21 protein-coding genes are annotated in these 26385 nt (G+C 68.9%); 5 read left to right on the forward strand and 16 right to left on the reverse strand.

Annotated elements, in window-relative coordinates; all coding sequences use genetic code 11:
• Positions 1-3: 3 nt before the first annotated feature.
• Genes tssE through tssA form a run of 6 tightly spaced genes read right to left on the reverse strand, consistent with a single transcriptional unit; the run spans position 4 to position 5774 of the window.
• The gene (gene tssE, locus BM360_RS16305; protein ID WP_093316192.1) at positions 4-438 is read right to left on the reverse strand and encodes a type VI secretion system baseplate subunit TssE; all 435 of its coding nucleotides are present in this window, start codon (positions 436-438) and stop codon (positions 4-6) included.
• The gene (locus BM360_RS16310; RefSeq protein ID WP_093316193.1) at positions 435-1205 is read right to left on the reverse strand and encodes a type VI secretion system accessory protein TagJ; all 771 of its coding nucleotides are present in this window, start codon (positions 1203-1205) and stop codon (positions 435-437) included. The genes tssE and BM360_RS16310 overlap by 4 nt, the downstream gene beginning before the upstream one ends.
• Positions 1202-2566: a type VI secretion system contractile sheath large subunit gene (gene tssC / locus BM360_RS16315; protein ID WP_165611330.1), complete on the reverse strand. Its 1365-nt coding sequence runs from the start codon at positions 2564-2566 to the stop codon at positions 1202-1204. The genes BM360_RS16310 and tssC (BM360_RS16315) overlap by 4 nt, the downstream gene beginning before the upstream one ends.
• A gap of 1 nt (position 2567) precedes the next feature.
• A complete protein-coding gene (gene tssC / locus BM360_RS16320; protein WP_093317365.1) occupies positions 2568-4061 on the reverse strand; it encodes a type VI secretion system contractile sheath large subunit in 1494 nt (497 codons plus the stop codon).
• A gap of 4 nt (positions 4062-4065) precedes the next feature.
• The gene (tssB, locus tag BM360_RS16325) at positions 4066-4614 is read right to left on the reverse strand and encodes a type VI secretion system contractile sheath small subunit (RefSeq protein WP_093316195.1); all 549 of its coding nucleotides are present in this window, start codon (positions 4612-4614) and stop codon (positions 4066-4068) included.
• A gap of 11 nt (positions 4615-4625) precedes the next feature.
• Positions 4626-5774 (reverse strand): type VI secretion system protein TssA, encoded by a 1149-nt coding sequence (gene tssA / locus BM360_RS16330; RefSeq protein WP_093316196.1) that lies wholly within the window; start codon positions 5772-5774, stop codon positions 4626-4628.
• Positions 5775-5911: 137 nt separating this feature from the next.
• Here tssA and BM360_RS16335 point away from each other — a divergent pair, with 137 nt between their 5' ends.
• Positions 5912-7753: a protein kinase domain-containing protein gene (locus BM360_RS16335; RefSeq protein WP_093316197.1), complete on the forward strand. Its 1842-nt coding sequence runs from the start codon at positions 5912-5914 to the stop codon at positions 7751-7753.
• Between the two features lie 15 nt (positions 7754-7768).
• Here BM360_RS16335 and BM360_RS16340 read toward each other — a convergent pair whose 3' ends face one another.
• The 10 genes from BM360_RS16340 to tssH form a co-directional block, all read right to left on the reverse strand.
• Positions 7769-8581 carry a LysM peptidoglycan-binding domain-containing protein gene (locus BM360_RS16340; RefSeq protein WP_093316198.1) on the reverse strand — a complete coding sequence of 271 codons (813 nt, stop codon included), beginning with the start codon at positions 8579-8581 and terminating at the stop codon, positions 7769-7771.
• Positions 8582-8620: 39 nt separating this feature from the next.
• Positions 8621-9400 (reverse strand): PP2C family protein-serine/threonine phosphatase, encoded by a 780-nt coding sequence (locus tag BM360_RS16345; RefSeq protein WP_165611331.1) that lies wholly within the window; start codon positions 9398-9400, stop codon positions 8621-8623.
• Entirely contained in the window at positions 9397-12999 is a 3603-nt protein-coding gene (tssM, locus tag BM360_RS16350; RefSeq protein ID WP_093316200.1) for a type VI secretion system membrane subunit TssM, read from the reverse strand. Before tssM ends, BM360_RS16345 begins: the two co-directional genes overlap by 4 nt.
• Positions 12996-14423 (reverse strand): type VI secretion system protein TssL, long form, encoded by a 1428-nt coding sequence (tssL, locus tag BM360_RS16355; protein ID WP_093316201.1) that lies wholly within the window; start codon positions 14421-14423, stop codon positions 12996-12998. Before tssL ends, tssM begins: the two co-directional genes overlap by 4 nt.
• Complete coding sequence (gene tssK / locus BM360_RS16360; protein ID WP_093316202.1) at positions 14420-15766, reverse strand: type VI secretion system baseplate subunit TssK; 1347 nt, start codon at positions 15764-15766, stop codon at positions 14420-14422. Before tssK ends, tssL begins: the two co-directional genes overlap by 4 nt.
• A gap of 24 nt (positions 15767-15790) precedes the next feature.
• Positions 15791-17338: a type VI secretion system-associated FHA domain protein TagH gene (gene tagH / locus BM360_RS16365; RefSeq protein WP_093316203.1), complete on the reverse strand. Its 1548-nt coding sequence runs from the start codon at positions 17336-17338 to the stop codon at positions 15791-15793.
• Between the two features lie 120 nt (positions 17339-17458).
• A complete protein-coding gene (locus tag BM360_RS16370; protein ID WP_093316204.1) occupies positions 17459-18007 on the reverse strand; it encodes a hypothetical protein in 549 nt (182 codons plus the stop codon).
• 22 nt (positions 18008-18029) lie between these two features.
• A complete protein-coding gene (locus tag BM360_RS16375; protein ID WP_093316205.1) occupies positions 18030-20345 on the reverse strand; it encodes a type VI secretion system Vgr family protein in 2316 nt (771 codons plus the stop codon).
• A 110-nt stretch (positions 20346-20455) separates the two neighbouring features.
• Entirely contained in the window at positions 20456-20944 is a 489-nt protein-coding gene (locus BM360_RS16380; RefSeq protein ID WP_165611332.1) for an Hcp family type VI secretion system effector, read from the reverse strand.
• Complete coding sequence (tssH, locus tag BM360_RS16385) at positions 20928-23624, reverse strand: type VI secretion system ATPase TssH (RefSeq protein ID WP_093316207.1); 2697 nt, start codon at positions 23622-23624, stop codon at positions 20928-20930. The genes BM360_RS16380 and tssH overlap by 17 nt, the downstream gene beginning before the upstream one ends.
• Before the next feature lie 255 nt (positions 23625-23879).
• On the opposite strand from tssH, the gene BM360_RS16390 reads away from it, so the two are divergent.
• From BM360_RS16390 to BM360_RS16405, 4 genes are read left to right on the forward strand one after another with little or no spacing between them, the layout of a single operon-like run.
• Entirely contained in the window at positions 23880-24329 is a 450-nt protein-coding gene (locus BM360_RS16390; protein WP_093316208.1) for a DcrB-related protein, read from the forward strand.
• A gap of 23 nt (positions 24330-24352) precedes the next feature.
• The gene (locus BM360_RS16395) at positions 24353-25720 is read left to right on the forward strand and encodes a PAAR domain-containing protein (protein ID WP_093316209.1); all 1368 of its coding nucleotides are present in this window, start codon (positions 24353-24355) and stop codon (positions 25718-25720) included.
• Positions 25704-25940 carry a hypothetical protein gene (locus tag BM360_RS16400; RefSeq protein WP_093316210.1) on the forward strand — a complete coding sequence of 79 codons (237 nt, stop codon included), beginning with the start codon at positions 25704-25706 and terminating at the stop codon, positions 25938-25940. The genes BM360_RS16395 and BM360_RS16400 overlap by 17 nt, the downstream gene beginning before the upstream one ends.
• Complete coding sequence (locus BM360_RS16405) at positions 25927-26376, forward strand: HD domain-containing protein (protein ID WP_207544631.1); 450 nt, start codon at positions 25927-25929, stop codon at positions 26374-26376. Before BM360_RS16400 ends, BM360_RS16405 begins: the two co-directional genes overlap by 14 nt.
• Positions 26377-26385 lie beyond the last annotated feature (9 nt).

Genomic DNA, 26385 nt, shown 5'->3' on the forward strand with positions numbered 1-26385 from the left:
CGGTCAGGCTCCGATCACGAGTTGCGCGCGGACGGGATCGACGTGGCTGTCGAAATGCAGCTCCTCGCGCACGCTGCCCAGCGTCACCGTGCCCGTCACCCTGAACCGCAGCGTCGCATCCAATTCGTCGCGGTTGGGTAGCACCATGACCTCGAAGCGCCCCAGCCGTGGCTCCAGCCGGCGCAACTGGCGCTCAGCCTCCTCGACGAAGCGGGCGCGGAAATCGGTGGAGGCGAGGCTCTCGTTGGTCAGGTCATCCAGCCCGTAGGCGAGCAATGACCGGTCCAGCTCCTCGAACCAGGCGGGCCAGCTGAACAGGTGGCGGCGGCTGTTCAGCATCGCTTCGATGTCGCGGCGTAGGCTCTCGCGCTGTGCGGCAAGGCTGGTCTGCTGGCCCTCGTCGAGGCTGGTTCGGTCGAGCAGGCTGCCCGCGGTCATGGCTGCACGACCAGTTCGGCGAAGCCGTCCAGCGTCACCACGTCCTCCCCGACCAACAGGCAGCGCTGGCCGATCCCACGCGTGCTGCCATCCGGCTCCTCGATCCAATCCGTCGCGCGTCCCAGCTTGTGGGTGGCATCGCCTTCGCCCGCGGCAGCGGGATAGAGGGCCGGCAGGTAGACGGTGCCAGACGGCCCGCCGTGCAGCTCCACCTCCGCCGGGCGCCAGACAAGATCGCGCAACCGCTCGGGCGTCGCGGGCCGCAGCGCGGCAAGGCGAGCGAAGGGGATCCAGAGATAGCGGCCATTGCCGGTCAACACCTCCAGCACGCCGGCAGTGCGATCGTCGAGATCGCGCAGGCCTGCGAAGTCGCGCCCGTCGATGCTGCCCTTCAGTGTGGGCTCCTCCGCATCGCTCGTCGTGCCGGCAAGCCGCGCCAGCGCCGCCGCAATAGCGGCGTCGGGCTCGGTCACCAGATCGGGTGGGCGCCGTTCGCGGAAGGTCTGATCACGCCACTCGGCCGCGCGGATCAGCTGGCGGATGAGCGCGATGCCGATGGCGCGCGAGGGATCGTAGGTGCTGGCCAGATCCGCCGCCCGGTCCGCCCGCTCCCACTCGCCAAGGAGGATCAGCAGCTCGGCCAGATCAAGGCGGTCGCGGGCATCCGCCGGCGCGGCACGCACGCGGTCGGTCAGCAGCGCAAGCGCCGCATCCAGCTGCGCCTCGCGCAACAAGGCCCCAAGTTCTGGATCGCCCTGACCGGTCATGCCGCTTGTGGCTCCTGGATCGTGGTGACGAGGTGGAATTCGCTGACCACCTGATCGAGCTGGAAATGCGGGCTCAGCATCACGCGGCACTCATAGCTGCCGGGCCGGCCGGGGATGTCGGACACGTTGATCCGCCCCTCACGCAAGGGGTAGCGTGCCTTGGCGTCGTAATCGAGATCGCCGCCGCCGCTGGTATATTCGTTGAGCCAGCGCTGAAGCCGCATCTCGCATTCCCCGGCGGACTGGAACGAGCCGATCCACTCGCGCCCGATCACCTTGATATATTGGGCGAAGCGGGCGACACAGAGGATGTAGTTGAGCATCGTGCCCAGCCGCTCGTTCACCCGCGCCACCTCCGATCCGAAGGTCCGGGCGGGCTTGTGCAGCGACGGCATGTTATGGATCGCCAGATAAGGCGTGTGCTTGACCCGGCGGATAGCGATGACGCCCGCATCGGCCAGCTCCCGGTCCAGCGCCTCGGAAACATGGACCTCCAACGGGGCTTTTAGAAACTTGCCCGGCGCGTCGGTCGCGAAGTCCACCTCCTCCAGCCCGGCGACCACACCGCCCTCCAGCCGGTCGCGCACGGTGCCGCGGATGGCCGCCAGCCAGCGATGGTCGCGGAAGGCGCGCAGGCAGATGTCGCCCATCGCCAGCGCCCCTGCCCCCCACAGCACCCGCCGGTCATCCGCGTCATAGCAGAAGCCGATATCGCCCCCGCTCCGCCCGCGGGGCGCACCGCGCAGCCGCACGCGCGGCACGACGACGCCGAGGAAGCGCGAATCCGGCTGCTGCTGGAGGCTCTGGAAGCGGAGATATTCAGGGCGTCGGAAGTCGGATCCGAGCGACTGGCGCCGGTCGAGCTCGGCAAAGGCATCGACGCCAAGCAGACCGGGTGCGCCGTCCAGCACGATCGGAGCAAAGGCCGCGGCGGCCACGTGCGCGAGCTGGCGCAGCGCCGCCACATCGTCGCTGCGGTGATCGCGCGACGGCTGATGCTGCACCGCGTAGAGGCCGAGCAGCATGGAAAACGGCACGCCACCAGGCATGTCGAATTCCTGATTGTAGACGATCTCGAACAGGGCGCTGTGCTCGACATCTGTGCTGCGATCGAAATCGCGGACCAGCTCGGGCCAGCGCGCGTCCAGCAGCCGCAGGCGGGACATGCCGTCAGCGCCAAGACCGTCGACCAGCCACCGCACGCCGCGCCACGCCGCCTCAAGCTCGGCGAAGCGCGCGTGCGCGACGATCGCCTCCACCTGCGCGGTCAGCAATGCGTCGATGCGGGCGATCGCACGGTCGATCCGGCGCCGGACGGCCCGCCGCGGATCGACCGTGCCGGATGCCCCCGCGTCCGGCATGTCAGGCCTTTTTCGGGATCCGCGCCACCAGCCGGAGCGATGCGGAGAGTTCCTCCATCTGCAACCATGGCCGCAGATAGGCGACGGCATTGTAGGAGCCCGGCGCACCCGGCACCGGCGTCACCTCCACCCGCGCTTCGCGCAGCGGGAATTTGGCGCGGATCTGCTGGCCGCCGCCCTCCGCCGCGTTGACGTAGTTCAGGATCCAACGGTTCAGCCAGCCCGACACGTCCTCGGCCTCCATGAAGGAGCCGATCTTGTCGCGCGCCATCACTTTTAAGTAATGGGCAAAACGCGACGAGGCGAGGATGTAGGGCAGCCGCGCGGAGATAGCCGCATTCTCGGTCGCTTCCGGGCGATCATATTTCTTCGGCTTCTGCGTCGTCTGCGCGCCGAAGAAGACCGCGTAATCGGTATTCTTGTAGTGCGACAGCGGCAGGAAGCCGAGATCGGACAATTCCTTTTCCCGACGCGAGGTGATCGCGATCTCGGTCGGGCATTGCTCGGACATGTCACCGTCGTCCGAGCGGAACAGGTGCGTCGGCAGGTTGCTCACCTTGCCGCCGCCCTCGGCCCCGCGGATCGCGGTCGTCCAGCCACTCTCGGCAAAGGCGTTGGTCATCCGAGCGCCGAGCGCATAGGCCGCGTTCATCCAGCAATAATCGTCATGCTTCAGCGCGCGCGGCGTGCCATCGGCCGATTTCGGCGCTTCCTCGAAGGCGAAATCGTCGATGCGCTTGGTGTCCTCGCCATAAGGCTGGCGGGCGAGGACGCGGGGCATCGTCAGCGTGACGAAACGCGAATCCTCCGACTCCCGGAAGGACCGCCACTTGGTATATTCCGCCGACTGGAACTTCTCGCCCAGATCCCGCGGACGCGACAGCTCCTCGAACGTGTCGAAGCCGAACATCTGCGGACCGGCGGCCGCGATGAAGGGCGCGAACGCTGCCGCCGATACGCTGGACAGATTGCGCAGCAGCTCGACATCTTCCTGGCCGGCGCCGAAATAGTAATCGCCGATCAGGGCGCCATAAGGCTCGCCGCCCGGGGTGCCGAACTCGTTTTCGTAGATCTTCTTGAACAAGGTGCTCTGGTCGAACTCGGTCGCGCGCTCCAGATCACGCGCCAGCTCGCGCTTGCTCGCGTTGATGATGCGGATCTTGAGGTCGCGGCCCGTCTCGCTGTTCATCACGAGATAGCGGACGCCGCGCCAGCTGCCCTCCAGCGCCTTGAACTTCTCGTCGTGCATGATCGCGGCCAGCTGCTCGGACAGCTGGCGGTCGATCGCGGCGATCGCATCGCGCATCGTAACGGTGAAGTTGCGCGAATAGGTGACGGTGCCGGCCATCGCCTCGTCAGTGAAGGCGCGCAGCAGTTCGGCCACCTGATCGGGCTCGGTCTGGCGGGTGGCACCGATCGCCTGGTCGAGCAGGCTCTTGCCCTCGGTGACGGTGGTCGTCGTCGCAGGTGCGGCGCTGCGATTGATGTCGCTCATCGGATCACTCCCCCCGCGGCGCTTGCGGCGCTTCGGGCGCGCCTGCCGCCTGCTCGCCATCGCGCGAGAGCTCACTGCGCAGGGCGGCAAGCTGGCCGCTATCCTGCAGGATCTGCTCCAGCAGCGTTTCCAGCTGCTCGGAGCCGTCGGCCTTCGCCATCAGATCGCGCAGCTTGGTGCGCGTCTCCATCAGCCGGCGCAGCGGCTCCACCTGCTGAACGACGCGGCCGGGCTCGAAATCCTCGATGGACTTGAACTGCAGCTCGACCGGCATGGTGCTGCCGTCGCCCTTCAGCTTGTTCTCGACGCGCAGTTTCAGGCCGGGCGACATGCGCTGCATCACCTGATCGAAATTGTCGCGGTCGATCTGGATGAACTTGCGATCACGCAGCGGCTTCAGCGGCTCGGTCGGGTCGCCCGAGAAATCGCCCATCACGCCCATGACGAAGGGCAGCTCCTTCACCTCGACCGCACCCTCGGTCTCGACATCGTAGGTGATGTGGACACGCGGCTTGCGGACGCGCTTCAGCTTGTCATGAACGCTCTCGACCATGTTTCCCCGTCCTAAAAGTCGTTGCCCTCACCCGCCGCACCGCTGATGCCGGCACGCAACAGAAACAGGGCGCGCTGCTCGCCATCGGGCAGCAGCTCCGCCAGCAGCGCATCCATCGTCAGGTTCGCCCGGCGCACCACGTCCCGCAAGCTATGCCCCACCAACGATTGAGGTTCGTTTCGGTCAAAGAACGCAGCGACCTCCAAGAGGGTTGCAAGCGCTTTTTCCCGGGTCATCGGCGCCTCGGCCGGCGGCGGAGCGGCCACAATCGGCTGGGCTGGAACGAGCGGTTCAGGCTCGCTGTCCGCCGGATCCGCCGCCTCGGGGGCTACCGGCATCTCGGCTGGGGTTTCCTCCGCAGCCGGCTCGTGCCGATGCGCGCGCAGCAGCGCGGCGGCATCCTCCAGCGGACGGGCAACCTGGGTGCCGAAGCGGCCGAACGGAGCACGCGCATCGATCGCGGTCATCAGCCGGTCGAGCGCCGCCAGCGCGTCGGCAATGGCCTGCGCCGTCTCCTCCGCGAACGTGTCGGAGGCGCGGGCGATCGCATCTTCCATCGCCGCCATTCGCGTGCGGCGGCGCTCGGCCAGCTGCTCGGCGACATCCGGATCGTCGTGCCGCGTGCTCTGCGCCCGGATCGCCTCGATCGTCCAGAGCGCGACCGCAGTGTCGCCGCCGTCGCTCAGCGGCAGCAGCTTGATCGGCTGCAGGAGCATGCCCGTATCACCCGAGCCGAACAGCCCGAAGAGCGGCTGGACGCGCGTCTCGACGCCCTCCTCATCCTCCTGCGGGTAGAGGCCCTGATCCCAATAACGCTCGACCAGACCGGCTAGCAGCGCGAAGCCGGCGGCGAGACCGGGGAAGCCATCCGTCCGCAGCCACGCCTCGGTCAGCCATGCGGCGACCTGGAGATCCTTGGCCTCCTCGGACAGGAGCCGCCGCCCACCATCGACGACCGTCTGCCAGGAGCGCAGGCCCGCCAGCAGCGGCGCCGCATCGGGATCGCCCGAGGTCAAGGCATCGCGCTCCGCCACGCGCGCTTCGCTGCGCGCGTCCTTGATCGCGAGGTACAGGCCGGGCTGCGCGCCGCTGCGCACGTCGTGGCCGACGCCGCCGTCCAGCGGGGCGAGCAGTGCTTCGACGCCCAGGCGATCGTCCATGCGGTTCAAACCTCCGGTCGCGTCTCGCTTACCCGCCTATGCGGCGTCGCCTGACGGCGTCAAGCGCGCCCGCGCTGGCAAAGGGGCAATCGCGCTGGTAACCGTGCGCCCGGCTGCGGGCACAAGAGGGGCTAAGCGTGCTTGAACTGGTCGGTCGCTATCGCATCCTGGAGCAGATCGGCGAAGGCGCGATGGCCGACGTCTATCGCGCTTACGATCCGCACATCGATCGCCCGCTCGTCGTGAAGGTGTTGAAGGCGGAATATCGTCAGGATCGCGAATATTCGATCCGCTTCCTGCGCGAGGCGCGCGCGGCAGGCGCCCTCTCCCATCCCGGCATCGTCACCATCTTCGACGTTGGCGAGATCGATGGTTACCCCTTCATTGTCATGGAATATCTCGACGGCGAGCCGCTGTCCGAGGTGATGAAGGCGGGCAGCCTGCCGCCCGCCGACGTGATCTCGATCGGCATGCAGCTGGCCGCCGCGCTCGGCTATGCGCATGCGCAGGGCGTCGTCCACCGCGACGTGAAGCCTTCAAACGTGATCGTCTCGCCCGATCGCAAGACGGTGAAGCTGCTCGATTTCGGCATCGCGCGCGTGGCCGAAGGCGACCTGTTCGAGCAGGAAGCGCTGAAGACGCAGATCGGCCAGGTGGTCGGCACCCCGCGCTACATGAGCCCGGAGCAGGCGCTCGGCCGCGATCTCGACGGGCGGTCGGACATCTTCTCGCTCGGCGTGGTGCTTTACGAGCTCGCCTCGGGCCGCCGCGCCTTCCCTGCCGCCAATGCCGCGACGCTCGCCGCGCAGATCGCGCAGGCCGATCCGGAGCCGATGGCCAAGGTGGCGCCCGACGTGCCGCGCGGCCTTCAGTTCATCATCGGCAAGGCGATGAGCCGCGATCCCGCGCAGCGCTTCGCCGACGGCTACCGGATGAGCGAGGCGCTACGCCGCGAACTGTCGGTCAGCCGCACCGTCGCGCAGGAGGCCGCTGCGCGGCACGATTACGTCTCCTTCGCGGTCAAGCTCGCTGCGCTGCTGACGCTGATCACCGCGGCGGTGCTGGCCGCATCGGTGCTGACCGCCGTCGTCGCCCAGCGGCGGGCCATGCGCGACGTGGCGCTCGCCTCCGGTCAGGCGATCTCCTCCTTCGTCGCCAACAATGCGGCGCTGCGGGCGGTGGACAATGCCGCGCTGCCGCCCGAGGCGCAGGACTGGTTGCCGGTCGAGGTGTTCGTCCGCTCCGCGTCGGCGGATCGCGGCATTCGCGGCATCACCGTGGTCGATGCCGCGGGGATCGTCCGCGCGGCGAGCCAGGAGACGCGCGTCGGCCAGCCCTACCGCGCGCCGCTGAACGAGGAGCAGGTGTCGCGCCGCGGCGACATCGCGGTCACCGAAGTCGAGGGGGGCGACGCCTTCCGCTTCGTCCGGCCGATCACCTATGCCGGCCGCGGCTTCGGCAAGGTCGACGTGGCGGTGGATGCGACGGCGCTGCATGCCGCGTCGCGCACGTCGGAACTGGCGCTGCTGCTCGTCTCCATCGTCACGTTGCTATCGGTCGGCGCAGCCGCCTACCTGAGCGGCCGGATGCTTAAATCGCCGATTGAGCGGCTCCGCGAGGCGCTGTTGGAGATTGCCCGCGGCAACCTCGACTTCCGCATCTCGCACCACCGCAAGGACGAGTTCGGTGAGCTGTTCGAGGGCGTGAACATGGTCGCACAGAGCATGGAGGAACGGCTGAGCTCGGTCGAGGCGATGCTGCTCGACGTGCCAGCGCCGCCGCCAGTGCGGACGGAAGAGGCTCCGAAGCCTGAGACCGTGACGCTGCAGCAGGTGGAGGGCGCCCGCGCGCCCATCCCGCCCCAGTCGGCCGACCCGGACGACGCCGAAGCGCCGCCGACCGAGCGGGTCCGCACCTGGGCGCATGACGAGGATGAGGACAGCACGGTCACGGGCGACCTGCCCGACAACCGCTTCTAAGGCCCGCGCCCGGCGTCAGCGCCGGGTGCGCACCGCTCCCTGGATGCGCCGCGCGCGGGCGAGATCGGCGGCGATCGCGCCGTTATTGGGATCGAGCCGCTGGGCGCGGGTCAGCCGCTCGACTGCGACGTTGATCTGCCCCGCGGTCATCCGCTCCAGACCCTGGCGACGCAGGCGCAGCGCCTCGGCCGGGTTGGTCATCGGGGCCGCTGCCGGCGCCGGTGTGCCCGCGGTTGCCGGTGCCGCCTCGCGCCGCGGAGTCCGGACGGGTGCGGTGCGCCGCGGCGCGGTGCCGCTGCGGCCGGGCTCACGCAGGCGGCCGGGGATCTGGATGATGTCGCCCGGCTTCAGCTTGTCCGCGGCGATCCCGCTGATGCGGGCAAGCGCGTAGAATTTGTACGAATCGCCAAGATAATCACGCGCCAGCGTGATGTAGGTGTCGCCAGGCTCGACGATATAGCTGAAGCTGCCGCGCGGCACGAGATCGTAGGGATTGCCCTCGATCGACCGGTGCAGCACCTCCGCCTGCCGCATGCCGGGAGACTCGGCCCGGAGCGCGGCGAGTTCGACGCGCGCCGTCTTCTCGTCACCCGCATTGAGCAGCTCGACCACCCGCGCCAGCCGCTGGGTCGGGTTCAGGCCCACCTGCGGCTGGATCGCCGGCTCGGCGGGGGCGGTGGATGGCGGCGGCGGTGGCGGCGCCTTGGACACGGGCGCCGGCCGCTCCTTCTCGCCGCACCCTGCCAGCGTGGCGAGCAGCGCCGCCGCCAGCGCGATGGCGGATACGCGCCGTCCGCCTTGCCGACCGCCGGAAACCATCATCGTCATCCAACACCCCATTCGAGAGAAACTCGCGCCCGGCCCCGCCTAGCGCAACCGCTGCAACGTGTCGTCCAGTGCCGGATCGGCACGGACGAGCACCACGCTGACATTGTCCTTGCCGCCATGCTCCAGCGCCAGCTCGATCAGCCGGTCCGCCGCACCGTCGAGGCTCTGGCTGGTGGTCAGCACCTTGGCGATGGTCGCATCGTCCACCATGCCGGTCAGCCCGTCGGAGCAGAGCAGGAAGATGTCGCCGCCCTCGATCGGCCCGGTATGCACGTCCATCGCCAGCCGGTCGCTCACCCCGACCGCGCGGGTGATGACGTTGGAGCGACCATAAGCGGACGCCTCCGCCCGGTTGAGCGCGCCGGAATCGATCAGTTCCTGCACCATGCTGTGATCGCGCGTGATCTGATCGAACCGCCCGTTTCTCAGCAGATAGCCGCGGCTGTCTCCCGCCCACAGACAGGCATAATGGCCGGCATAAGCGAGCAGCACGACGATGGTCGATCCGATCACCGTGCCGGGTGCGGACAGGCGGGCATGGGCGACCAGCGTGCGATTCACCCGCTGCACCGTATCCTGCACGCTGTCGAGGAAGGCGAAGCCCGAATTCATCGGATCGATCGCGGTGAGGGCATCGACCAGCATCGTGCTGGCCATGTCCCCGCGCTGGTGCCCGCCCATCCCGTCCGCCACCGCCCAGAGACCAAGCCCGGTCAGGCCGAGCACGCGATCCTCGTTCAGCTTGCGCACCCGGCCGACATGCGTGCGCTCGACCGCCTCGAACTCGAGGTCGCGCCGGCCGCCACCGGATCCGCTCACAATCCGGCCGGACACTGGAAGGCCGTGAGTTCGGGCAGGCGGAAGGGGTTCGGGCCGGACAGCAGGCGGATGCGGAACGCCGCATCGGCGCCCCCCTCGGCCACGGTGACGACCAGACCGCTGTTCGTCACGTTGCTGACCGGATAGCTGCGCAGGAAGCGGAACAGCGCCCAGTCCCCGCTCCACTGGCGGATGCTGGGCGTGGCCGAGCCGCTGCGCTGCACGCTCAGCGTCACGCCCGGCGCGTTGCCGGGCCAGCGCAGCTCGACCCCGCGGCGGTTGACCCGGTCGAACGCGGCCGGCGCGCCGTCCACCGTCAGCGTGATCGCGGTCGCATCGCCACCGACGCGCAGCGGCTCGATCAGGAAGCGCAGGTTCGGGCGGATATCGCCCGGCTTGAAGAAGACGTCGCGGATACGCCCCGCGCGGCTCAGCTGCGCCACCGTCTGCGGCGACAGGCCGAGCGCGCGCCCGGACGAAGTCAGCGCCCAATTGCGCCGCGTCGTGTCGATCTGCCCGGCGAGATTGGCGGTGACGAAGGCGTCGATCAGGCCGCTCGGCCGGAACAGGCGGCTGAAATCGTCTATCGTCGTCTCGCGCGGGGAAGCGCGGAAGGGGAAGCCCTGCGCCAGGATGCTGCGGCATTCGGGGCCGAGCTGCGCCGAATATTGGCTGCGGATGCCCGCCCGCACGTCGCGGTTGAGCTGCGCGGTGGAGGCGGTGACGAAGCCGTTGAACAGGCGGCCCGCCGCAGGGGGCATCGTCGCCGCGACCTGCCCCAGCCGGGCCGTCGCCGCCATCGCGCTGGCCGAACGATCGCGCTGGAGCAGCGGGTCGCCGAGACCGGCGGCGGAGCGGGCCGCGGTGCCGGTATCGCCCACCGCCGTCAGTGCGTTCAGTGCGTCATCGATGGGTGCCGGGCCGGTTGCCGGATTCATCTCGCGCAGCCAGCGGAAATGGTCGACCACCTCGTCGAGCGGCCCTGGAGGGCCGGGCGGCGCGCTGCCCGCGGCGGAGCCGACCTGATCGGCGCGTTGCAGGCCGCGATAGATGCTGCGGGAGAAGATCGCTCCCACGCGCAGCGCCGAGGCGCCGCGGCCCTTGCGCAGCGACGGCGGCGTCAGGTTCGTCTCGTCCGCCCAGGAGGAGAAGAGCGCCTTGACCGGCGAGGGCGGGCGCACGGCCATGCGCAACCGCTCGTCCATCGGCAGTTCGCCGCTGACGACGACATCGTCGATCGTCTCATCCCAGCGGCGCGTGAAATCCGCCAGGTAGGTGGTCAGGAGCGCATCCTTGGTCGCACCCGCGCGGCTGGCGAGCGGGCCGCCCCCGCTGGCGGCATTGCCCGTCACCCAGCCCTCGTCCGCCGCCTGTGCCGAATAGCGGCCGATGGCGGGCACGACCGACTGGTAGAAGAAGCGGCGGCGGAACATGCCGGGCACGCCCGCGGCGAGCGACTTGCCCGAACGCCGCGTAAACAGGCGCGACGTGCCGACGCCCGGCACCGATGCCATCGTCCATTCGGGCAGGTTGCGTAAGCTGGGATCGGCCAGCATCTGCGCATAGACGCGCTCGCCCGGCCCGAGCGACGCCACGCGGGCGCGCGCATCGGCGATCAGCGTGGCGTTCAGCCGCGGTGCCTGGACCGGACCGGCGAGCAGCGTCGCCAGATGGCGGTGCAGCGCGGCGCGCGCGGGCGCCTGATCCTCACCCGGCAGGCGATCCGCCCAGTCATCGTCGAACGCGGCCAGGATGCCGCTGCGATCGAGCGGGGCGCCAGGTGCGCGACCGAGCATCAGGTACAGGCGCAGCGTCGCATAGATGGCCGCGCGATTGTCACGCCCCTCGGCCGGCGCTTCTCCCGCGAGTGCGGTCAGCCGATCCTCCAGTCCGAGCAGCAGGCGCGGCAGGAACTGGCGGTTGAGCAGGTTGCGATATGCCCCGTCCACCTGCGTGCGGAAGCTGCTCGCCCGGCCAATGCCCCAGGAGAAGCCGGGCGACCGATCGTCGGGCGCGGCGGTGGAGGCGAAGGGCAGCGCACGCGCGGCCTCGAGCGGCTCGAGCACCTGGAGCACGTCGCTGTCGCTGACTGGCCCCTCGGGCAGCGCCGCCACCTGCTTGGCCAGCGCAGCAGAGCGGACGTCCAGCCGGTCGATCAAAGCGGCATTGCGGAAGTAGCTGAGCGTCCACAGGCCGGTGAGCAGCAGCGCCACCGCACCCACGCTGCCGAGGATGCCCAGTCGAACCAGCCGGGCCCGGGCCTCCGCCTTGGGATCTCGCCCGGCCAAGGCGGATTCGGGAAACACCACCTTGGCCAGCAGATCGCGCAGGAAATAGCTGCGCCCGCGCGGCGCCTCCGTCCGCCCCGAGGCGAGCGACAGGCCGAAGCGGACGGAGAGCGCGCCCAGCAGCCGATCGATCGGCCGGCCGAACTGCGTCCCGCTGGTGAAATAGAAACCGCGCACGAACGGCCGCGGCTCATATTTGGTCTCGCGCGTGATCGTTGCGAGCAGGTGGCCGAGCGGCTGGCGGAGCGAGGCGAATTGCTGCGGGAAGGCGAAGATCAGCCCGCGGCGCACCATGTCCTGCTCGCCCTGCACGCGCATCAGCACGCGCGCGTCGAGCCGCTCGACCAGCCGGTCGAAGGCGAGGTCCAGCGCGGCCGGGCTGCCCGGCGCCGCACCATCGGTGTCCGCGACCGGCCACGTCTCGCCCCACACCTGCTCCCGCTCATGCGCGGGCAGGTCGTCGAAGAATTCGGTGAAGCCGGCCAGCAGGTCGAGCTTGGTCAGCAGCACGTAGATCGGCGTGCGCACGCCAAAGGCCGCCTGCACCTCGTTGATGCGCGCGCGCACCGCACGGCCATGCGCCACCGCCGCACTCTCGTCCGCACCGGTCAGGTCGGTGACCGAGATGGCAACGATGATGCCGGTCACGGGCTGACGGGGGCGATATTTGCGCAGCAGGTCGAGCAGACCGCGCCACGCCTGCTGGTCGGCCGCCTCGTCGCTGTCCTGCGTGGTGTAGCGGCCGGCCGTGTCGATCAGCACCGCCTGATCGGTGAACCACCATTCGGTCGTCCGCGTGCCGGCCAGCCCGCGCACCGGATCGTCGCCCAGTTCCTGCGCCACCGGGAAGTCGAGCCCGGAGTTGCGCAGCGCGGTCGTCTTGCCGGCGCCGGGGGGGCCGATGATGATGTACCAGGGCAGTTCGTAGACGAACTCGCCCTTCTTGCCGATGCGGGTATCACGCATCAGCGCCATCGCGCGCTGCGCCCGCTCTTCCATCGCGGCGATATCGCCTGCGGCGCGGGCCTCGTTCGGATCGGGGGCAGCGGGCGTGCCGAGCTCGGCGACCATCGCCTCATTCTGCTTTCGCGCCCGCTGACGCCGCCAGAAAAGGCGCGCGGCGAACCCTGCGAACAGCAGGACGATCAGCGTCAGGCGCACCCAGACGCGGCCGAGCGGCACCATGCCGGCGATCGCGATCAGCGGCCCGACGAACCAGATCAGCAGCGCCAGCAGCACGAGCCCGGCGAGCACGAGCGCCCAGCGCGGCGGCCGCCTGCGCGACCAGTTGGGACGACGCAGACGGATCATCGCGCCGGCCCTTCGGCATAGGTCTTGGGTATCGCCACCTCCACGCGTCGGTTCTGGCGGCGCCCGGTCTCCTCCGCATTGTCGGAAACGGGCTGCGTCTCGCCGACGCCGCTCGGCTGCAGGCGATCGGCGGGCACGCCGGCGCTGCGCAATGCGGCGACCACGGCATTGGCGCGCGCTTCGCTCAGCGCCTGGTTCGATGGATAGCGAAGCGAGGCGATGCGCTGATCGTCGGTATGACCGGTGACGGGCACCGGCCCCTCGGTGATGCCGATCGCCTGCGCGACGCGGCCCATCGTGCCCGCATAAGCGCTGTCGAGATCGGCGGAGCCCGAGGCGAACAGCCCACGATCCTTCAGGCGCACGCCAACCGCATCGGGGTCGTCGCTGACGGCGACGCGGCCCGCGTCGATGTCGGGCTTCAGAATGTCGAGGATGGTCAGATAGAGCTTGCTGTCGCCGGCGGGTGCCGGCGCGGTGCGGTTCAGCTCGGCCGCGCCAGGACGGTAAACGCCGGAGAGCGGCTTCAGCGCATTGTCACCCAGCGCCGCCAGCCGCAGCACGAATGCAGCGTAGAGCGCGAGCAGCAGCACCCCGATGCCCGCAGCAAACACCCAGGCCGGGATTTCGCGCGCGATCGGGCGGTAAGCCGCGTCGACCCCGCGCCACGCGGGCGACAGCGCGCGTTCGACCGGCCCGCGCAGGTTGCGGATGGCGGCATACAGCCGGTCGCGCAGCTGGACGAGGCGGCTGGCCCCGCCCCGCTCCAGCCGCATGCGCCCCTCGAAGCCGAAGGATAGGCAGACGTAGATGAGTTCGAGCAGATTCGGCGAGCGGCCCGGTCGCGCCTCAAGCGCATCGGCCACCTCGAACATGCGGTCGCCCGAGACGACCTCGTTGTGGAAGGTCGCGACCAGCGTCTGCGCGCCCCAGCCGCTATTCGCGCCCCAAGGCGTCGACAGCACCACCTCGTCGATCAGCGCGCACAGGGCGTAGTGACCGTAGCGCGCCTCCTCGTCGCTGACGGAGAGCTCGCGCGTCCGCATCTGAAAGCGGCGCAGCTCCTCCACCACCGTCCGCCGCAGTCGTGTGACATCGTCATGCGCGACGACAGCGCGGAGCGAGTTGGCGAGGATGATGAGCGGCGTGCCCGCGGCAAGCAGCGGATTGTTGCTGGTGCCGGTGAAGCTCTCCAGCGACGGCGGCGCCGGATTGAACGGGCTGTCCGGCATCCGCTTCGGCGGCGCGGACGCGGCCGCACCGCTGAACGGCGTTGTCGCCGGGCGGGCGAAGGGACCGCTGGTCGGCGCGCCGATCAGCGTGCCGTCGCCATCCTCCGGCGTCGCCCGCGGGGCCGGCGCACGGCCGATCACCGTGCGATCGCCATCCTCCGGCGGATCGAAGGGGTTGCGCCCGCCGCTCACCGGATGCGCCCGCGGATCGCCCAGAGTTCGAGGTCGAGATCGGGCACGTCACCCGAAACATGGATGGCCGCCCCGCCGGATCGCTCCACCAGCCGCCAATCCTCGGCGCTGGTGTTGATCTCGAAATAGGTCATGCCCGCGCGGAACGGGATCTGCCGCGGCTCCGCCTGCAGCGGCCGGATCGGCGCGCCGCCAAGCTGGAGATTGACGAGATCGCGGATCCGCTCGACCGCACCGATCTTGGTGCGCTTGGGCATGTTCTCGCGCAGCAGCTCGGCATCGATCGAGGAGCGCGCGGCCAGCACGAAGGTGCAGTCGGTGAACAGCGAACGATCGGTGATCCGGGCGACGCGGATACCGTAAGCGCGCTGCTCCAGCGGGATCGGAATGGCGGTCTGTTCGAACACTGCGCTGAGCGACTCGCGCAGGAAGGCGATCACGGGTGCGAAGCTCGCCTGCAGGTCGTTGTGGTTATAGGCCGGAAATTCGGGCGGGCGGTTGCTGCCCGTCTCGGTAAAGGTTGCGAGCTCCCCCGCCAGCCCCAGCAAGGTGCGGTAGAGATCCACCGGGTGCACGTCGCGCAGGTCGGCGAGATGGCTGACGACCGTCTCGTTGCGGTTGACCAGCATGAGGATCAGGAAGTCGGTGATCTCGGCGATGCTCTTGCCGCCGGGATCGGCCAAGCGCCCGGCGATCGCGGCGCCGCGATGCTGGAGCAGCCCGCGAATCTCGGCAAGGAAGCCGCGCAGCGGCGCGGACACGTCGCAGCTGACCGATGTCGGGATGAAGTCCGGATCCAGCACCAGCGATCCATCGGCACGCCGCTCGACCAGGCGGCAGACAGGCAAGGTGACGTAGCCGGCAAGCTCCTGCGCATCGTCGATCAGGCGCAGGTCGAGCTTGGCAACGGTGATCGGCGCCGTCCCTTCGGTGCCCGCCACCACGTCGTTGACCTGCACCTCCTGCCCTACCCATCGCAGCGGCGCGCCCTGCCCTGCCTTCAGATGCGCATCATAGGCGCCCGCGCGGCGGATCGGCAGCGCGAGGTGGATCAGGCTGTTCTTGAGCGTGACGGGCACCGCCAGCGGCTGCGGCTGATCGTCCGCACCCGGTGCATCGAACATGGTCCCATCGGGCAGCACGCCGGCCGCACGGGACAGCGCGATCGAGCCGGTGCGGAGCAGCGCCTGATCGATCTCCAGCTCGGCAAAGCCGTAGCCGAGCGGATTGAGCCAGCGCAGCCCGCTCTCGCTGCGTCGGTCGATGTAGCGCTCGAACTGCTGGAAGTGCTGTGTCCGCAGGAACATGCCCTCGGACCACAGCACCTTGTTGTTCCAGTACATCGTCTCAGCGCCCCCCGCTTGTCGTCATCGCGCGCGCCCCTGCCCGTCGAGCTGCGCGGCAAGCCCTTCATAGGCCTGGCGAAATGCCTTGTTGATCGGCCCCTCGGCATCGTCGTCGGCCTCGCGGCGGAGCGTGGCGAACAGCTCGGTATATTCGTTCCACGATGCCGCGCTGCGCTGGCCGGGCATGACGAAGCCGCGATTGGCGATTCTTTTGTCGATCTCGGACGGGGCGAGCAGATCGAACGTCGCACCCAGCGCCGCGCGCATGCCGGCGAGCACGCACAGGATGTGCGCCTTGATGTCGTGCAGCGCCTCGTTCAGCGCCTGATCGCCGGTGGAATAGCCGGAGCCCGCCTCGCTGCGGAGCAGCTCGATGGCGAGGCGCTGCGGCGGTACCCACTTGAACGGATTGTTGCCATCGGGGCGGATGGTGGTGCGCACCATGCGGAAATCGTTCTTGAGCGCTGTGCGGTCGCTCATCATGTCGGCGACGCCGAGCACGGCCTGCCGGTAGAAGGCGCCGAGCCGCTCCATCAATAGCTCGCGATCCTCGCCGACGAACGCCTCGGGCGACAGCCGGGCGCCTGCGCAAAAGCTGGCGAACAGGTCCGCGCCCTCGGGCTGCGGCTGCGGCGTGGCCGCGACGGCGGCTGGCTGAGGAGGCGCGGGCCTCTCCTGCGGCGCAGGGGCCTGCGGAAGGATCGGCTCTTCCGGCGTCCGCTCGGGAGCCGTAGGGGCATCGCTTATGCCGAGGTCGGCAAGCGCATCCGCGGGGATGAGGATGGTGGAGGTGGCAGCCTCTGCAGCCGGCGGAGGGATGAGCGGATCCGCCGCCGCGCCGCCATCGGCCGGCACCGCATCCCAGTCGGACGGAATTTCCAGGGCACCGCCGGTCGCGGGCGGCTCCGGCTCGCGCAGGATCGGGCTGGTGAACGGCGCATCGAAGCCGAAGCCATGTTCGCGCGCGGCATCGGTCGGCGGCTCCGGCCAGCTCTGCGGCGTGCCGATCAGCTGCGAATGATCCGGCTGGCGGTGCGGCGCCACCGGGTTCCAGTCCCCCGCCTGGAACGGGCGCGGACGATCCCATGCATCGACGCCATCGCCGGGCTCCTCGTCCAGCTTGATGGGATCGGGGCGCAGCGCGCTGCCGAACGGATCGGGCTTGCGCTCCCTGGAGGGCCCATCGTCCTGCAGGCCGGCAGGCGCCCCGAACGGCGTCGTCTCGAGGATCGGCTCTGGCGCAGGCACTGCCCCGGCATCCTCCTCCCCGACGAGCAGATAAGGCCCGAAGACGATGCTCTCGCCGCGTGAGACGGGGATCGCCCGATCCTTCTCGATCCGGCTGCGCGGCGTGCCGATGAACACGCCGTTCGCGCTCATGTCCTGCACCGTTAGGATCCCGCCACGCACCGTGACGACAAGGTGCAGGCGCGAAAGATCACGCTCCGGATCGGAGACCTGCCAGTCCGCCTTGGTCCCCCGGCCGATGCTGATCTGCCCTTCGTCGAGCACCCTCGTGTCGAGCTGCTGCGACGGATTGTCGCGGTGAAACAGGCGCAGGCGGATCATCGCGCGATGCTCCGGGACGAAGCCTGGCAGGATGGTTCGAGCAGGTGCGTCATCGTCTATCGTTCCAGAAAGGGCGCAACCGGGATCGGCCTGACATTACGGGAGATCGGGCAGGGCGCGTCAGCCACGCGCCCCCTCCTTGACGGACCATTGATCGAGCTTTCGGGCCACATCGGCGCGGATCTCCTCCAGCCGCGGCACGTCTGCCTCGCGGAACCGCGCCGACCAGATCAGATCGCGCCAAGCATAGATCGCGCCGCAGGAACCGGCACCCGGCGTGTCGCCGCTGCACGACACGGCGACGCCGCCATCCTCGCCGTGATAGTCATATTGGGTGGGATCATCCGGGAAGCGCAGCTTGCGGGTCAGCCGGCCGGGCTGCGGCTGCTCCGCCTGGCCGCGGGCCACGGCGCAGGCACGGGGCAGCTGGTCGATCACGGGCGGCGTACCCGGATTGCAGACGTCGGCAACGGCCTGCACCAGGATCGAGGTCTGTTCCTGCAGCGGTGCCTGCGGATTGAGCACCGCGGAAAGCGCGCCCGGTCCGCTGGCCGGCAGCACATGTTCGTCCGGCACCTCGAAGCGGTGCGACCCGACCTGCACCGGCTTCATCGCCGCGCCTCCACAGGCAGCGAGCAGCAGCAGCAGGGCAAGGCGGTGTGGCCGCATGGCGAGGCTCCCATCGGGTGGATCAATCCATCCATAATTGTTCGTACCAGTCGGCCTCGCTGCGGTTCCCGGTGATCATCGTGCCGCCGAACATGGTCGGCGGCAGGCCATGATCGCGGAACACCTTGTGGTGATAATCGGCGATCTGCGGCGGGGTGAGCGTGCCGAACCGGTCGGTGCCGGCGACATGCTCGCGCATCAGCTCGCGGCCAACCTGCTCCACTTCGGCATCGTAATTGTTGAAGGGATCGAGATCGCGGGAGCGCAGGCCGTTTCGCAGCCGCATGTTGGCGGTGTAGCCGCGCGCGGACGAGCTATCGACGATCTCGGTGGCGGTGCGCGCCATCTTGTCGCCACGCGCCAGCCGCGACGCCCAGAAGGCCCGACGATTGCCGTCACGGGCGAAGGCGCGCTCCTCGGGCGAGATGGGCGGCCCGGCCGCACCCGTCTGGTCGGCGACCGGGATCATCGAGGCCTGCTGACCAGCTCCACCACTGCTGCCGCCGCCCAGCAACGGATCGCCCGTTGCGGTCTTCTGGTTGGAGCCCGGCGGCCCCGCCGGTCCGGCACCACCACCACCCCCGCCTCCGGCAACCATCACCGCCGCGGCCGCCGCCTTGGCGGGCGGGGAGACGGGCGCGACGGACATGGGCTGCCCGTCACAGTTAAGGTTGACCTCCTTGGCGTCGATCCAGACCCCGTCCTTGGTGATGACGACGCGGCTGTCGCCCACCGTCAGCATCAGCGATTCGGCGGAGGCAATCTCGATCCGGCCGGTGGCGAAGAAGCGGCTGGTCTTGTCGACCGTGACCTCCTGCAGGCCCTTGACGTGACCGAACTCGTCATTGCTGACGTCACGGCGGAAGTTGCGGCCGGACCGCATGTAAACTTCCTCGGATCCGGCCTTGTCCTCGAAGATCAGTTCGTGCGCGAGGCCGCCTTCGCCGAACGTCCGGAAACCGGCCTGGGTGAGGTTAGCAGGCACCGCATAGCTGTGCGCATTCTTGCCGTTGTAGAGGCAGCCGACGACCACCGGCCGGTCCGCCCGCCCTTCGACGAAATCGACCAGCACCTCCATGCCGGGCCGCGGCACGAACTGCGCGCCCATCTGGTTGCCGGCCCATTGCTGCAGCACGCGCACCCAGCAGGTCGAGGCACCCGCCACGTCCCAGTGGAACTTCACCTTCACGCGGCCATGTCCGTCGGGATCGTTCTGATCGACCACCACCGCCGTCTGTGGGCCGCGGCTCACCGCGCGCGGCGTCGACCGCTCGGGCCGGAAGGTCTGCGCGCTCGGCTGCGCCTCGAACGTCTGCTTGTAGCTGGGTTCGCCCTCGTCCAGCCCGTATGGATCGAACGCCTCATGGTTCACCGCGCGGACGACGATGCGCCGCTCGCGCGGGTCGAGCCTTGTATCGTCCACCTGGAAGCGGGCGGCGGGCGCGAAGGCGACGTAGGAACCCTCGCCCTTCATCGTCACCGCGCCCGCCTCGGCACCCTCGATCCGCAGCTTGGCCCGGTCCCGCCCCACACCCGGATCGGTATAATCCTCGGCGAAGCGATAGACCTGCCCGCCGCCGCCCGCCCAATCGAGCTTGCTCGGCGCAGTTACCGGGCTGAGATCGCCAGGTTTCGCGAAATCATAATCGTGCGTCACGACGCGCGCCGGCGCGCTGGCATAGCCCATCTGCAGGTCTTTGAGCCCGCGCAGCAGATGGTCGCGGCGGAACGACAGGTCGAAGGGCTGGCCGTCATAATAGCCGGACGCATCGCCGGCCAGGATCATGCGGTGCTTGTACGGCGCCGCACCCTCGTCGAACCGGAAATAATAGAAGACGCCTTCATCCTCCATCAGCCGGCTGACCAGCGCGAAGTCGCTTTCGTCCTGCTGCACGATGTAGGGGCGTGTGGGTGACGGGCCGTATTTGCCGTCATCGAAGGCGACGCGGTGCTCGCCGAGGATGGTCCCGATCACCTGCCGTGCGCTCTTGTCGGTGAAGATGCGGCGGTTGCGGGTGAGCGTCAGATTCTCGAACGCCGGCGCCACCTCGATCAGGAACTCGACGTAGCCGGCTTTCTGATAAAGGTGCTGGAAAGCCTTGCAGCGGCCGTTGATGCGCCGCTCCTCCGCCATGTCGGAGGTGCCGAGCGAAAAGGTGATCGGCGCGTTGATCCATGCCGCAGCGGGCGGGATATCGCCCTGCGAGCGGATGGTGAGCCGGAATGCGAAGGGCGCGGAGATGCGCTCCTCCCCGGACAGGCGGAACAGCTTATACTGGTCGACGGCGCCCGGCGCTTCCAGGATGTGCAGGAAGTTGTTGCCGTCGCGACCTGACATGACCACCCTTGCCGAACGTCATCGCCGTGCGACACCCGCCGGAAGGCGAGCCTGCCGCGAAGGCGCCGTGCGGGGAGCGGGCGGCGCGCGCCCGCTCCCCCGACCACCGATCAGACCTTTGCGGCCTTCGTGAAGTCATAGCCGCCGCGCACCGCGCGCTCGTTATTCGCCTCGTCCTTGAGGAACTGGTTGAACTCGACGGACGAGAAATTGAGCGTGATATTCTCGCTTGGCTCACCGCCCTGGCCGCTGCCCGAGGTGGAGAAGGACGAGCAGATCACGTTCTTCATGACGTACTCGATATATTTGGCCTCGCCGGATTCGGAGGCCTGGACGGTGACCGCGAGGGTCGCCGTGTCGGTGTTCTTGCCCTGCAGCGCCTGGAGCATGAACGGGGTCGTCGTGTCGTCCTGGCGCTTCACCAGGTGAAGGTCGCCCGGGGTCACCTTGCCTGCGGACAGGCGGTTGCCCGCGGCACCGACGGTGGTCTGCACCGCCACCGAGAAGCCCCAGCTATAGGCGTCGATCTCGATCCAGCCCTTGTAAGGGCCGGCCGTCACGGCACCTTCCAGGGCGCCCATCTTAAGATACACCGGCATGCACAGTCTCCTCGATGAGTTCGCAATCCCCCAGTCCAGACTCGGACTGCTGCATCGACGCGGCATCTGCAAGCGCGTCGAACGCAATTTCGATGGCTCCCGATCCGTTGATCCGGAGACGGATCCTGTCGCATTCGGCCCCATCCTGCCGGGCAGACAGGATGCGGGCGGCCAGATCAGGCGCGATCGTACCCTGGATCACCGCCTCGACATTGCGGGCGCCGCTCTGGGCCTCGGTGCAGCGTGCGGCGACGGCATCGATCACCGCCTCGTCCCACACCAGCTCGGCCGCGAAGCTCTCGCGCACGCGCACCGCCAGCCGGCCGAGCGCCAGCACCACGATCTCGCGCAGCACGTCCGGTGACAAAGGCAGGTAAGGCACCACCGTGACCCGCCCAAGGAAAGCGGGGCGGAACAGCTTCAGCAGATCGGGCCGCAAGGCCGCCACCAGCCCCTCGGCATCGGGCATCGTGTCAGGGTCAGCAGCCAGCTTCTCCAGCGTCTCCGATCCTGCGTTCGAGGTCATCACGATCATGGCGTTGCGGAAATCGATGTCGCGGCCCTGCCCGTCCTTGGCGCGGCCGGCATCGAAGATCTGGTAGAAGACGTCCTGCACGCCGGGATGCGCCTTCTCCATCTCGTCCAGCAGGATGATCGAAAAGGGTTTGCGCCGCACCGCCTCGGTCAGCACGCCGCCTTCGCCATAGCCGACGTAACCCGGAGGCGCGCCGAGGAGCATGGAGACCTTATGCTCCTCCTTGAACTCGCTCATGTTGATGATCGTCAGGTTCTGCGCGCCACCGTAGAAGGTGTCGGCAAGCGCCAGCGCCGTCTCGGTCTTGCCGACGCCCGACAGACCGACCAGCAGGAACACGCCCGTGGGCTTGCGCGGATCGGCGAGCCCGGCACGCGCCACGCGGACTGCGCGACCGATGGCGGTGAGGGCATGATCCTGCCCGCGGATCCGCTCGCCCAGCACGGCTTCAAGGTCCATCGCGGCCCGCAGCGCATCGGTCATCATCCGACCGACCGGGATGCCGGTCCAGAGCGAAACCACCTCGGCGATGGCATGCATGTCGACCACGTCGAACACCATCGGCCGCTCGCCGGCCAAGGCGGCGAGTTCCGCACGTCGCTCGGCCAGAGCCGCGCGGAGCCGCGTGGCTTCGGCCTCGTCAGCCGACTCCAGCGCATCGCGGTCGGCAATCATCGCGGCGACAAGGGTGCGCTCCTGCTCCCACCGGGCGCGCAGATCGGCCTGCTCGGCCTCCACCTCGGCCAGTGCGGCATCGACCGCCGCCAGTCGCTCGGCATGATCCGTTCCGGCCGCAGCTTCCCGCGCCAGGATGCCCCGCTCGACCGTCAGCCCCTCGGCCCGGCGGGTCGCGCCCTCGATCGCGGCAGGTGTCGCCGCCTGGCTCATCGCCACGCGTGCGCAGGCGGTGTCGAGCAGGCTGATCGACTTGTCCGGCAGCTGGCGGCCGAACAGATAGCGGTGCGACAGCGTGACCGACGCGGACACCGCCTCGTCGAGGATGCGCACGCCGTGATGCCTCTCCAGCGTCGCGGTAAGCCCGCGCATCATCTCGATAGCGACAGGCTCGCTCGGCTCCTCGACCTTGACGACCTGGAAACGGCGGCTGAGTGCGGCATCCTTCTCGAAATACTTCTTATACTCGGCCCAGGTGGTCGCGGCGATGGAGCGCAGCTCACCGCGCGCAAGTGCAGGTTTCAGCAGGTTCGCCGCATCGCCCTGCCCCTCGGCACCGCCCGCGCCGACAAGGCTGTGCGCCTCATCGATGAACATGACGAGCGGCACGGGGGAGGCCTTGACTTCCTCAATCACCGCCTTCAGCCGGTTCTCGAACTCGCCGCGCACACCGGCCCCGGCCTGCAACAGCCCGAGGTCGAGCGAGAGAAGGCGGACGTTGGCGAGCGCCGGCGGCACATCGCCCTGAACGATGCGCAGCGCAAAACCCTCGACCACCGCGGTCTTGCCGACACCCGCCTCGCCGGTCAGGATCGGATTGTTCTGGCGCCGGCGCGTCAGGATGTCGGCCAGCTGCCGGATTTCATCGTCACGGCCGATCACCGGGTCGATCCCGCCGTCGCGGGCACGCTGCGTCAGATCGATGCAATAGGTGTCGAGCGCCTTGCCCGATCGTGCCACCGGCGCACCGCCGTCCTCTGCCGGGCCGGAACCGCCGACAGGCGTGGTGCCCGCCGCCGGATGCGCCTCGATCCACGCGGACAGGGCATCGGGCGAAAGACGCTTCAGCTCGGGCACTGCATCGCGCAGCGTCGCGACAATCTCCCGATCGCGCAGCATGGCCAGCAGCAGGTCGGCCCCGTCGATCCGCGTCGCCGCGCGGTCGATCGATGCTTCCAGCCACGCTTCCCGCGCAACGCGGACCAGCCGCGGCGAGAGCGCCGGAGCGCGGCCGTTTCCCGTCTTGAAGCCATCGAGAGCGGTGTTAAGCGACCCTGCGACGAGACCAGGCTCGACCTCGAGGTCGGCCAGCGCCTTGGGGAGCCGGCCGTCGGCCGTGTCGATCAGCTGCACCAGCCAATGTTCGGGCTCGATATCGTAATTTGTGCGGGACAGCGTTGCAGCCGCCGCGCGTTCCAGTGCGTCTCGGGCAGCCGGCACCAGCCGGTCGATCAGCGATTTGAGGTTCATGCGCCACCGCCAACGGCAGATGCGCCCGACCCCACAAGGGCGACACCAGCACGCACATGGATCGGCAAGTCGTCGTCCCCCTCAACGGCGCAGCACACAGGTTAAACCGATTTGTCGGCCATTGGTGCCCTTCTGTCCGTCATTTTCTGATCTGGATCGTAGTTGACGGCGGGTAACCACCTCTCCGCCGCGCTTTGCCCGGCTGTCACCGCAGCGCGCTTGATACGCCGCGCAGCTTCGCGCATCACGCAAGCCATGCCGCCTTATCGCACCAACGACGCCACGTTCGATGTGCCGCAAACCTGGCAGGACCAGTCGATCACGGCCTTTCGCCTGCCCCCGGCACCGGGCGGCGGCGATGCGAGTTTCGTCGTCACGCAGGATGCGGGCAAGGGCGTGCTCCCGTTCGACACCTATTTCGAGCAGCAGGCCGAAAGCGTCCGCCGCGGCCTGCCCGAGTATGAGGAGGTGCGCCGCGACCGGTTCGAGCTGGACGGGCGCGAGGCGGCATGGCTGGAGTTCCGCTGGACCAAGGACCGGGTGGTTATGCAGCTGCGGCAGGTCTATTTCGATTGCGGCTTCAAAGCGGTCATCTGCACGCTGACCGCTTTGCCTGCCAACATGGAATACCATGATCCGGAATGGCGCCGCGTGATGAAGAGCCTCGCCTTCACCCCGCAACCGGCGCCCGTAGCCTTTCCGTGAAGCCGCGGTCCGCCTGCTGAACGATGCCGGTCGAAGCCGCCGCCCGTGTCGAGGATGAGATCGCCCATGGCTTCGGCCTGGCGGCGATGGTCGGCGGCGCGCTGATCGGCGCAGTCGCGGGCGTCGCCCTGGTGTCCGCCACCGCACTGACCGGCGGTCTCGCCGCGGTCGCCATCGCCGGGGCCGTGGCGGGCGGCGGGCTTGCCGGCGGGCAGATCATGTCCGGCCTGAAGACTATCTTCGAATTGCCCGACCCGACCACGGGCGTGCTGACGATCGGATCGCCCGGCGTGTCGGTGAACAAGCGCAAGGCGATCCGGGCCGACCTGTCCAGCGCATCGAGCTGCACCGGCCTCCCCTTCAACCATCCCTGGTGGCCCGCCCCCGTGCCGGTGCGCGAGGGATCGGCCAGCGTGTCGATCGACAAGAAGCCCGCTTCCCGGCTGAAATCCAAGCTGATGTGCGGCGCGCATATCAAGACCGCCTCGCCCAACGTCTTCATCGGCGGCGAGACGGTGCAGACCGGCTTCATCTTCGATCTCGAGGCCTGGACGCGCACCGGGCTGGAGGTGCTGGGGCTCGCCGCTCTCGTCGGCGCGGGCGTTTTCGCCGCCGCGGCCGGTTTGGCGGCGTTCGGCGTCTTCGCAGGCGTGGGTGCGCTCGGCTATCTCGGGCTGGAAGGTGTCGGGCAGATCGGCGATGCGCTGGGGCCCGGCTATCGCGATCTGCTCCAGGGCGTCGTCGGTATGGGGCTGGTGGTCGGCAGCCCCAAGCTCGCCAGCATGGGAAAGAACGCCCGCGCGCGCGCCATTGCCGAGCGCGATCTCGGCGAGATGATGCGCCGCGCACCCGCCGCAAAGGCCGAAATTGACGGCGTCGCGGACGATGTCGCGCGGCAGGTGGGCGGCACCGTCGCCAAGGCCCCGATCAAGTCGCAGGCGCGCGCGCTGGAAAAGGTGATGAACGATTATGACGGCGATGCCTCGCGCATCAAGGATCTGGCGCGCAACACGGTGATTGTGCCGGAGGACAAGATCCCGCAGGCGACGCAGCTGCTGCGCGAGCAGGGTGTCGCGATCAAGGAGATTACGCCGTCGCGCGGATCGCTCGGCTATTCGGGCGTCAACGGCACGATGAAGACGGGAACCGGTCTGACCGGCGAGATCCAGGTCAACTCGCCCGAGATGATCTACGCGAAGGAAAGCCCGGCGAACGCCCGTGCGATCCTGGGGGCCGAGCGCTATGATGCCATTGCCGAGCGGGTGGGCGTGCCCGGCGGCCGCGGCCATGCGCTCTACGAGCAGCATCGCTCCTTGCCCCTGAACGATCCCGCCCGCACCGCCATCGAGAACGAGAGCATGGAGTATTACGATCTTGTCCGCGGACGATGAGACCGGCGTTCCGTCCGAGGCGTTCCGCCAGGCAGAGGACGTGTGCATTATCTACAGCTTCGAGGACGTGGCGTTCCGCTGGGATCACGCGACCGGCCGGGTGTTCCGCCGCTTCCGTGACACCGGACGGGAGAGCGAAACCGACAGCGCCAATCGCCTGTTCGGCGACGCGCAGACCGGTGGCCGCCTTGCCACCCGCGAGGAATATGACGCTTACTGATCCGCCCGGCGCCGCGCTGCTCGACGAGGCGATCCTGCTCGCCATCGACGCGCATCGCGGACAGGCCGACAAGGCGGGCGCGCCGTACATCCTCCATCCTCTGCGCCTCATGCTTGCCCAGCCGGACATGGAACGGCGCATCGCCGCTGTCCTGCACGATGTGGTCGAGGATGGCGGGGTCGAGATCGCCGCGCTGCGTGAGCGGTTCGGCGATGCGATCGCCGATGCGGTGAGCGCGCTCAGCCGCCGCGAGGATGAGGATTATGACGCCTTCATTTCCCGCTGCGCCGCCGACCCGATCGCGCGAGACGTGAAGCGGGCCGATCTTGCCGACAATCTCGATCTCTCGCGCCTGCCCGAGCCAACCGAGCGCGACCACCGCCGCGCCGACAAGTACCGCCGAGCGCTCAGCCTGCTGGACACCGCCAGGGGCTGAGCTGCGACG

It is taken from the genome of Sphingomonas jatrophae (genome assembly GCF_900113315.1).
In the GTDB taxonomy this organism is placed as follows: Bacteria; Pseudomonadota; Alphaproteobacteria; order Sphingomonadales; family Sphingomonadaceae; genus Sphingomonas_P; species Sphingomonas_P jatrophae.

Coding starts and splice junctions, on each gene's coding strand:
- BM360_RS16405 (WP_207544631.1), top strand. CDS start 25,927: ATGACGCTTACTGATCCGCCCGGCGCCGCGCTGCTCGACGAGGCGATC.
- BM360_RS16380 (WP_165611332.1), bottom strand. CDS start 20,944: ATGCCGGTGTATCTTAAGATGGGCGCCCTGGAAGGTGCCGTGACGGCC.
- tssB (WP_093316195.1), bottom strand. CDS start 4,614: ATGGTCGAGAGCGTTCATGACAAGCTGAAGCGCGTCCGCAAGCCGCGT.
- tssE (WP_093316192.1), bottom strand. CDS start 438: ATGACCGCGGGCAGCCTGCTCGACCGAACCAGCCTCGACGAGGGCCAG.
- BM360_RS16390 (WP_093316208.1), top strand. CDS start 23,880: ATGCCGCCTTATCGCACCAACGACGCCACGTTCGATGTGCCGCAAACC.
- BM360_RS16310 (WP_093316193.1), bottom strand. CDS start 1,205: ATGACCGGTCAGGGCGATCCAGAACTTGGGGCCTTGTTGCGCGAGGCG.
- BM360_RS16340 (WP_093316198.1), bottom strand. CDS start 8,581: ATGACGATGATGGTTTCCGGCGGTCGGCAAGGCGGACGGCGCGTATCC.
- tagH (WP_093316203.1), bottom strand. CDS start 17,338: ATGATCCGCCTGCGCCTGTTTCACCGCGACAATCCGTCGCAGCAGCTC.
- tssK (WP_093316202.1), bottom strand. CDS start 15,766: ATGTACTGGAACAACAAGGTGCTGTGGTCCGAGGGCATGTTCCTGCGG.
- tssH (WP_093316207.1), bottom strand. CDS start 23,624: ATGAACCTCAAATCGCTGATCGACCGGCTGGTGCCGGCTGCCCGAGAC.
- tssM (WP_093316200.1), bottom strand. CDS start 12,999: ATGATCCGTCTGCGTCGTCCCAACTGGTCGCGCAGGCGGCCGCCGCGC.
- tssA (WP_093316196.1), bottom strand. CDS start 5,774: ATGGACGATCGCCTGGGCGTCGAAGCACTGCTCGCCCCGCTGGACGGC.
- BM360_RS16395 (WP_093316209.1), top strand. CDS start 24,353: ATGCCGGTCGAAGCCGCCGCCCGTGTCGAGGATGAGATCGCCCATGGC.
- BM360_RS16375 (WP_093316205.1), bottom strand. CDS start 20,345: ATGTCAGGTCGCGACGGCAACAACTTCCTGCACATCCTGGAAGCGCCG.
- tssC (WP_165611330.1), bottom strand. CDS start 2,566: ATGCCGGACGCGGGGGCATCCGGCACGGTCGATCCGCGGCGGGCCGTC.
- BM360_RS16370 (WP_093316204.1), bottom strand. CDS start 18,007: ATGCGGCCACACCGCCTTGCCCTGCTGCTGCTGCTCGCTGCCTGTGGA.
- tssC (WP_093317365.1), bottom strand. CDS start 4,061: ATGAGCGACATCAATCGCAGCGCCGCACCTGCGACGACGACCACCGTC.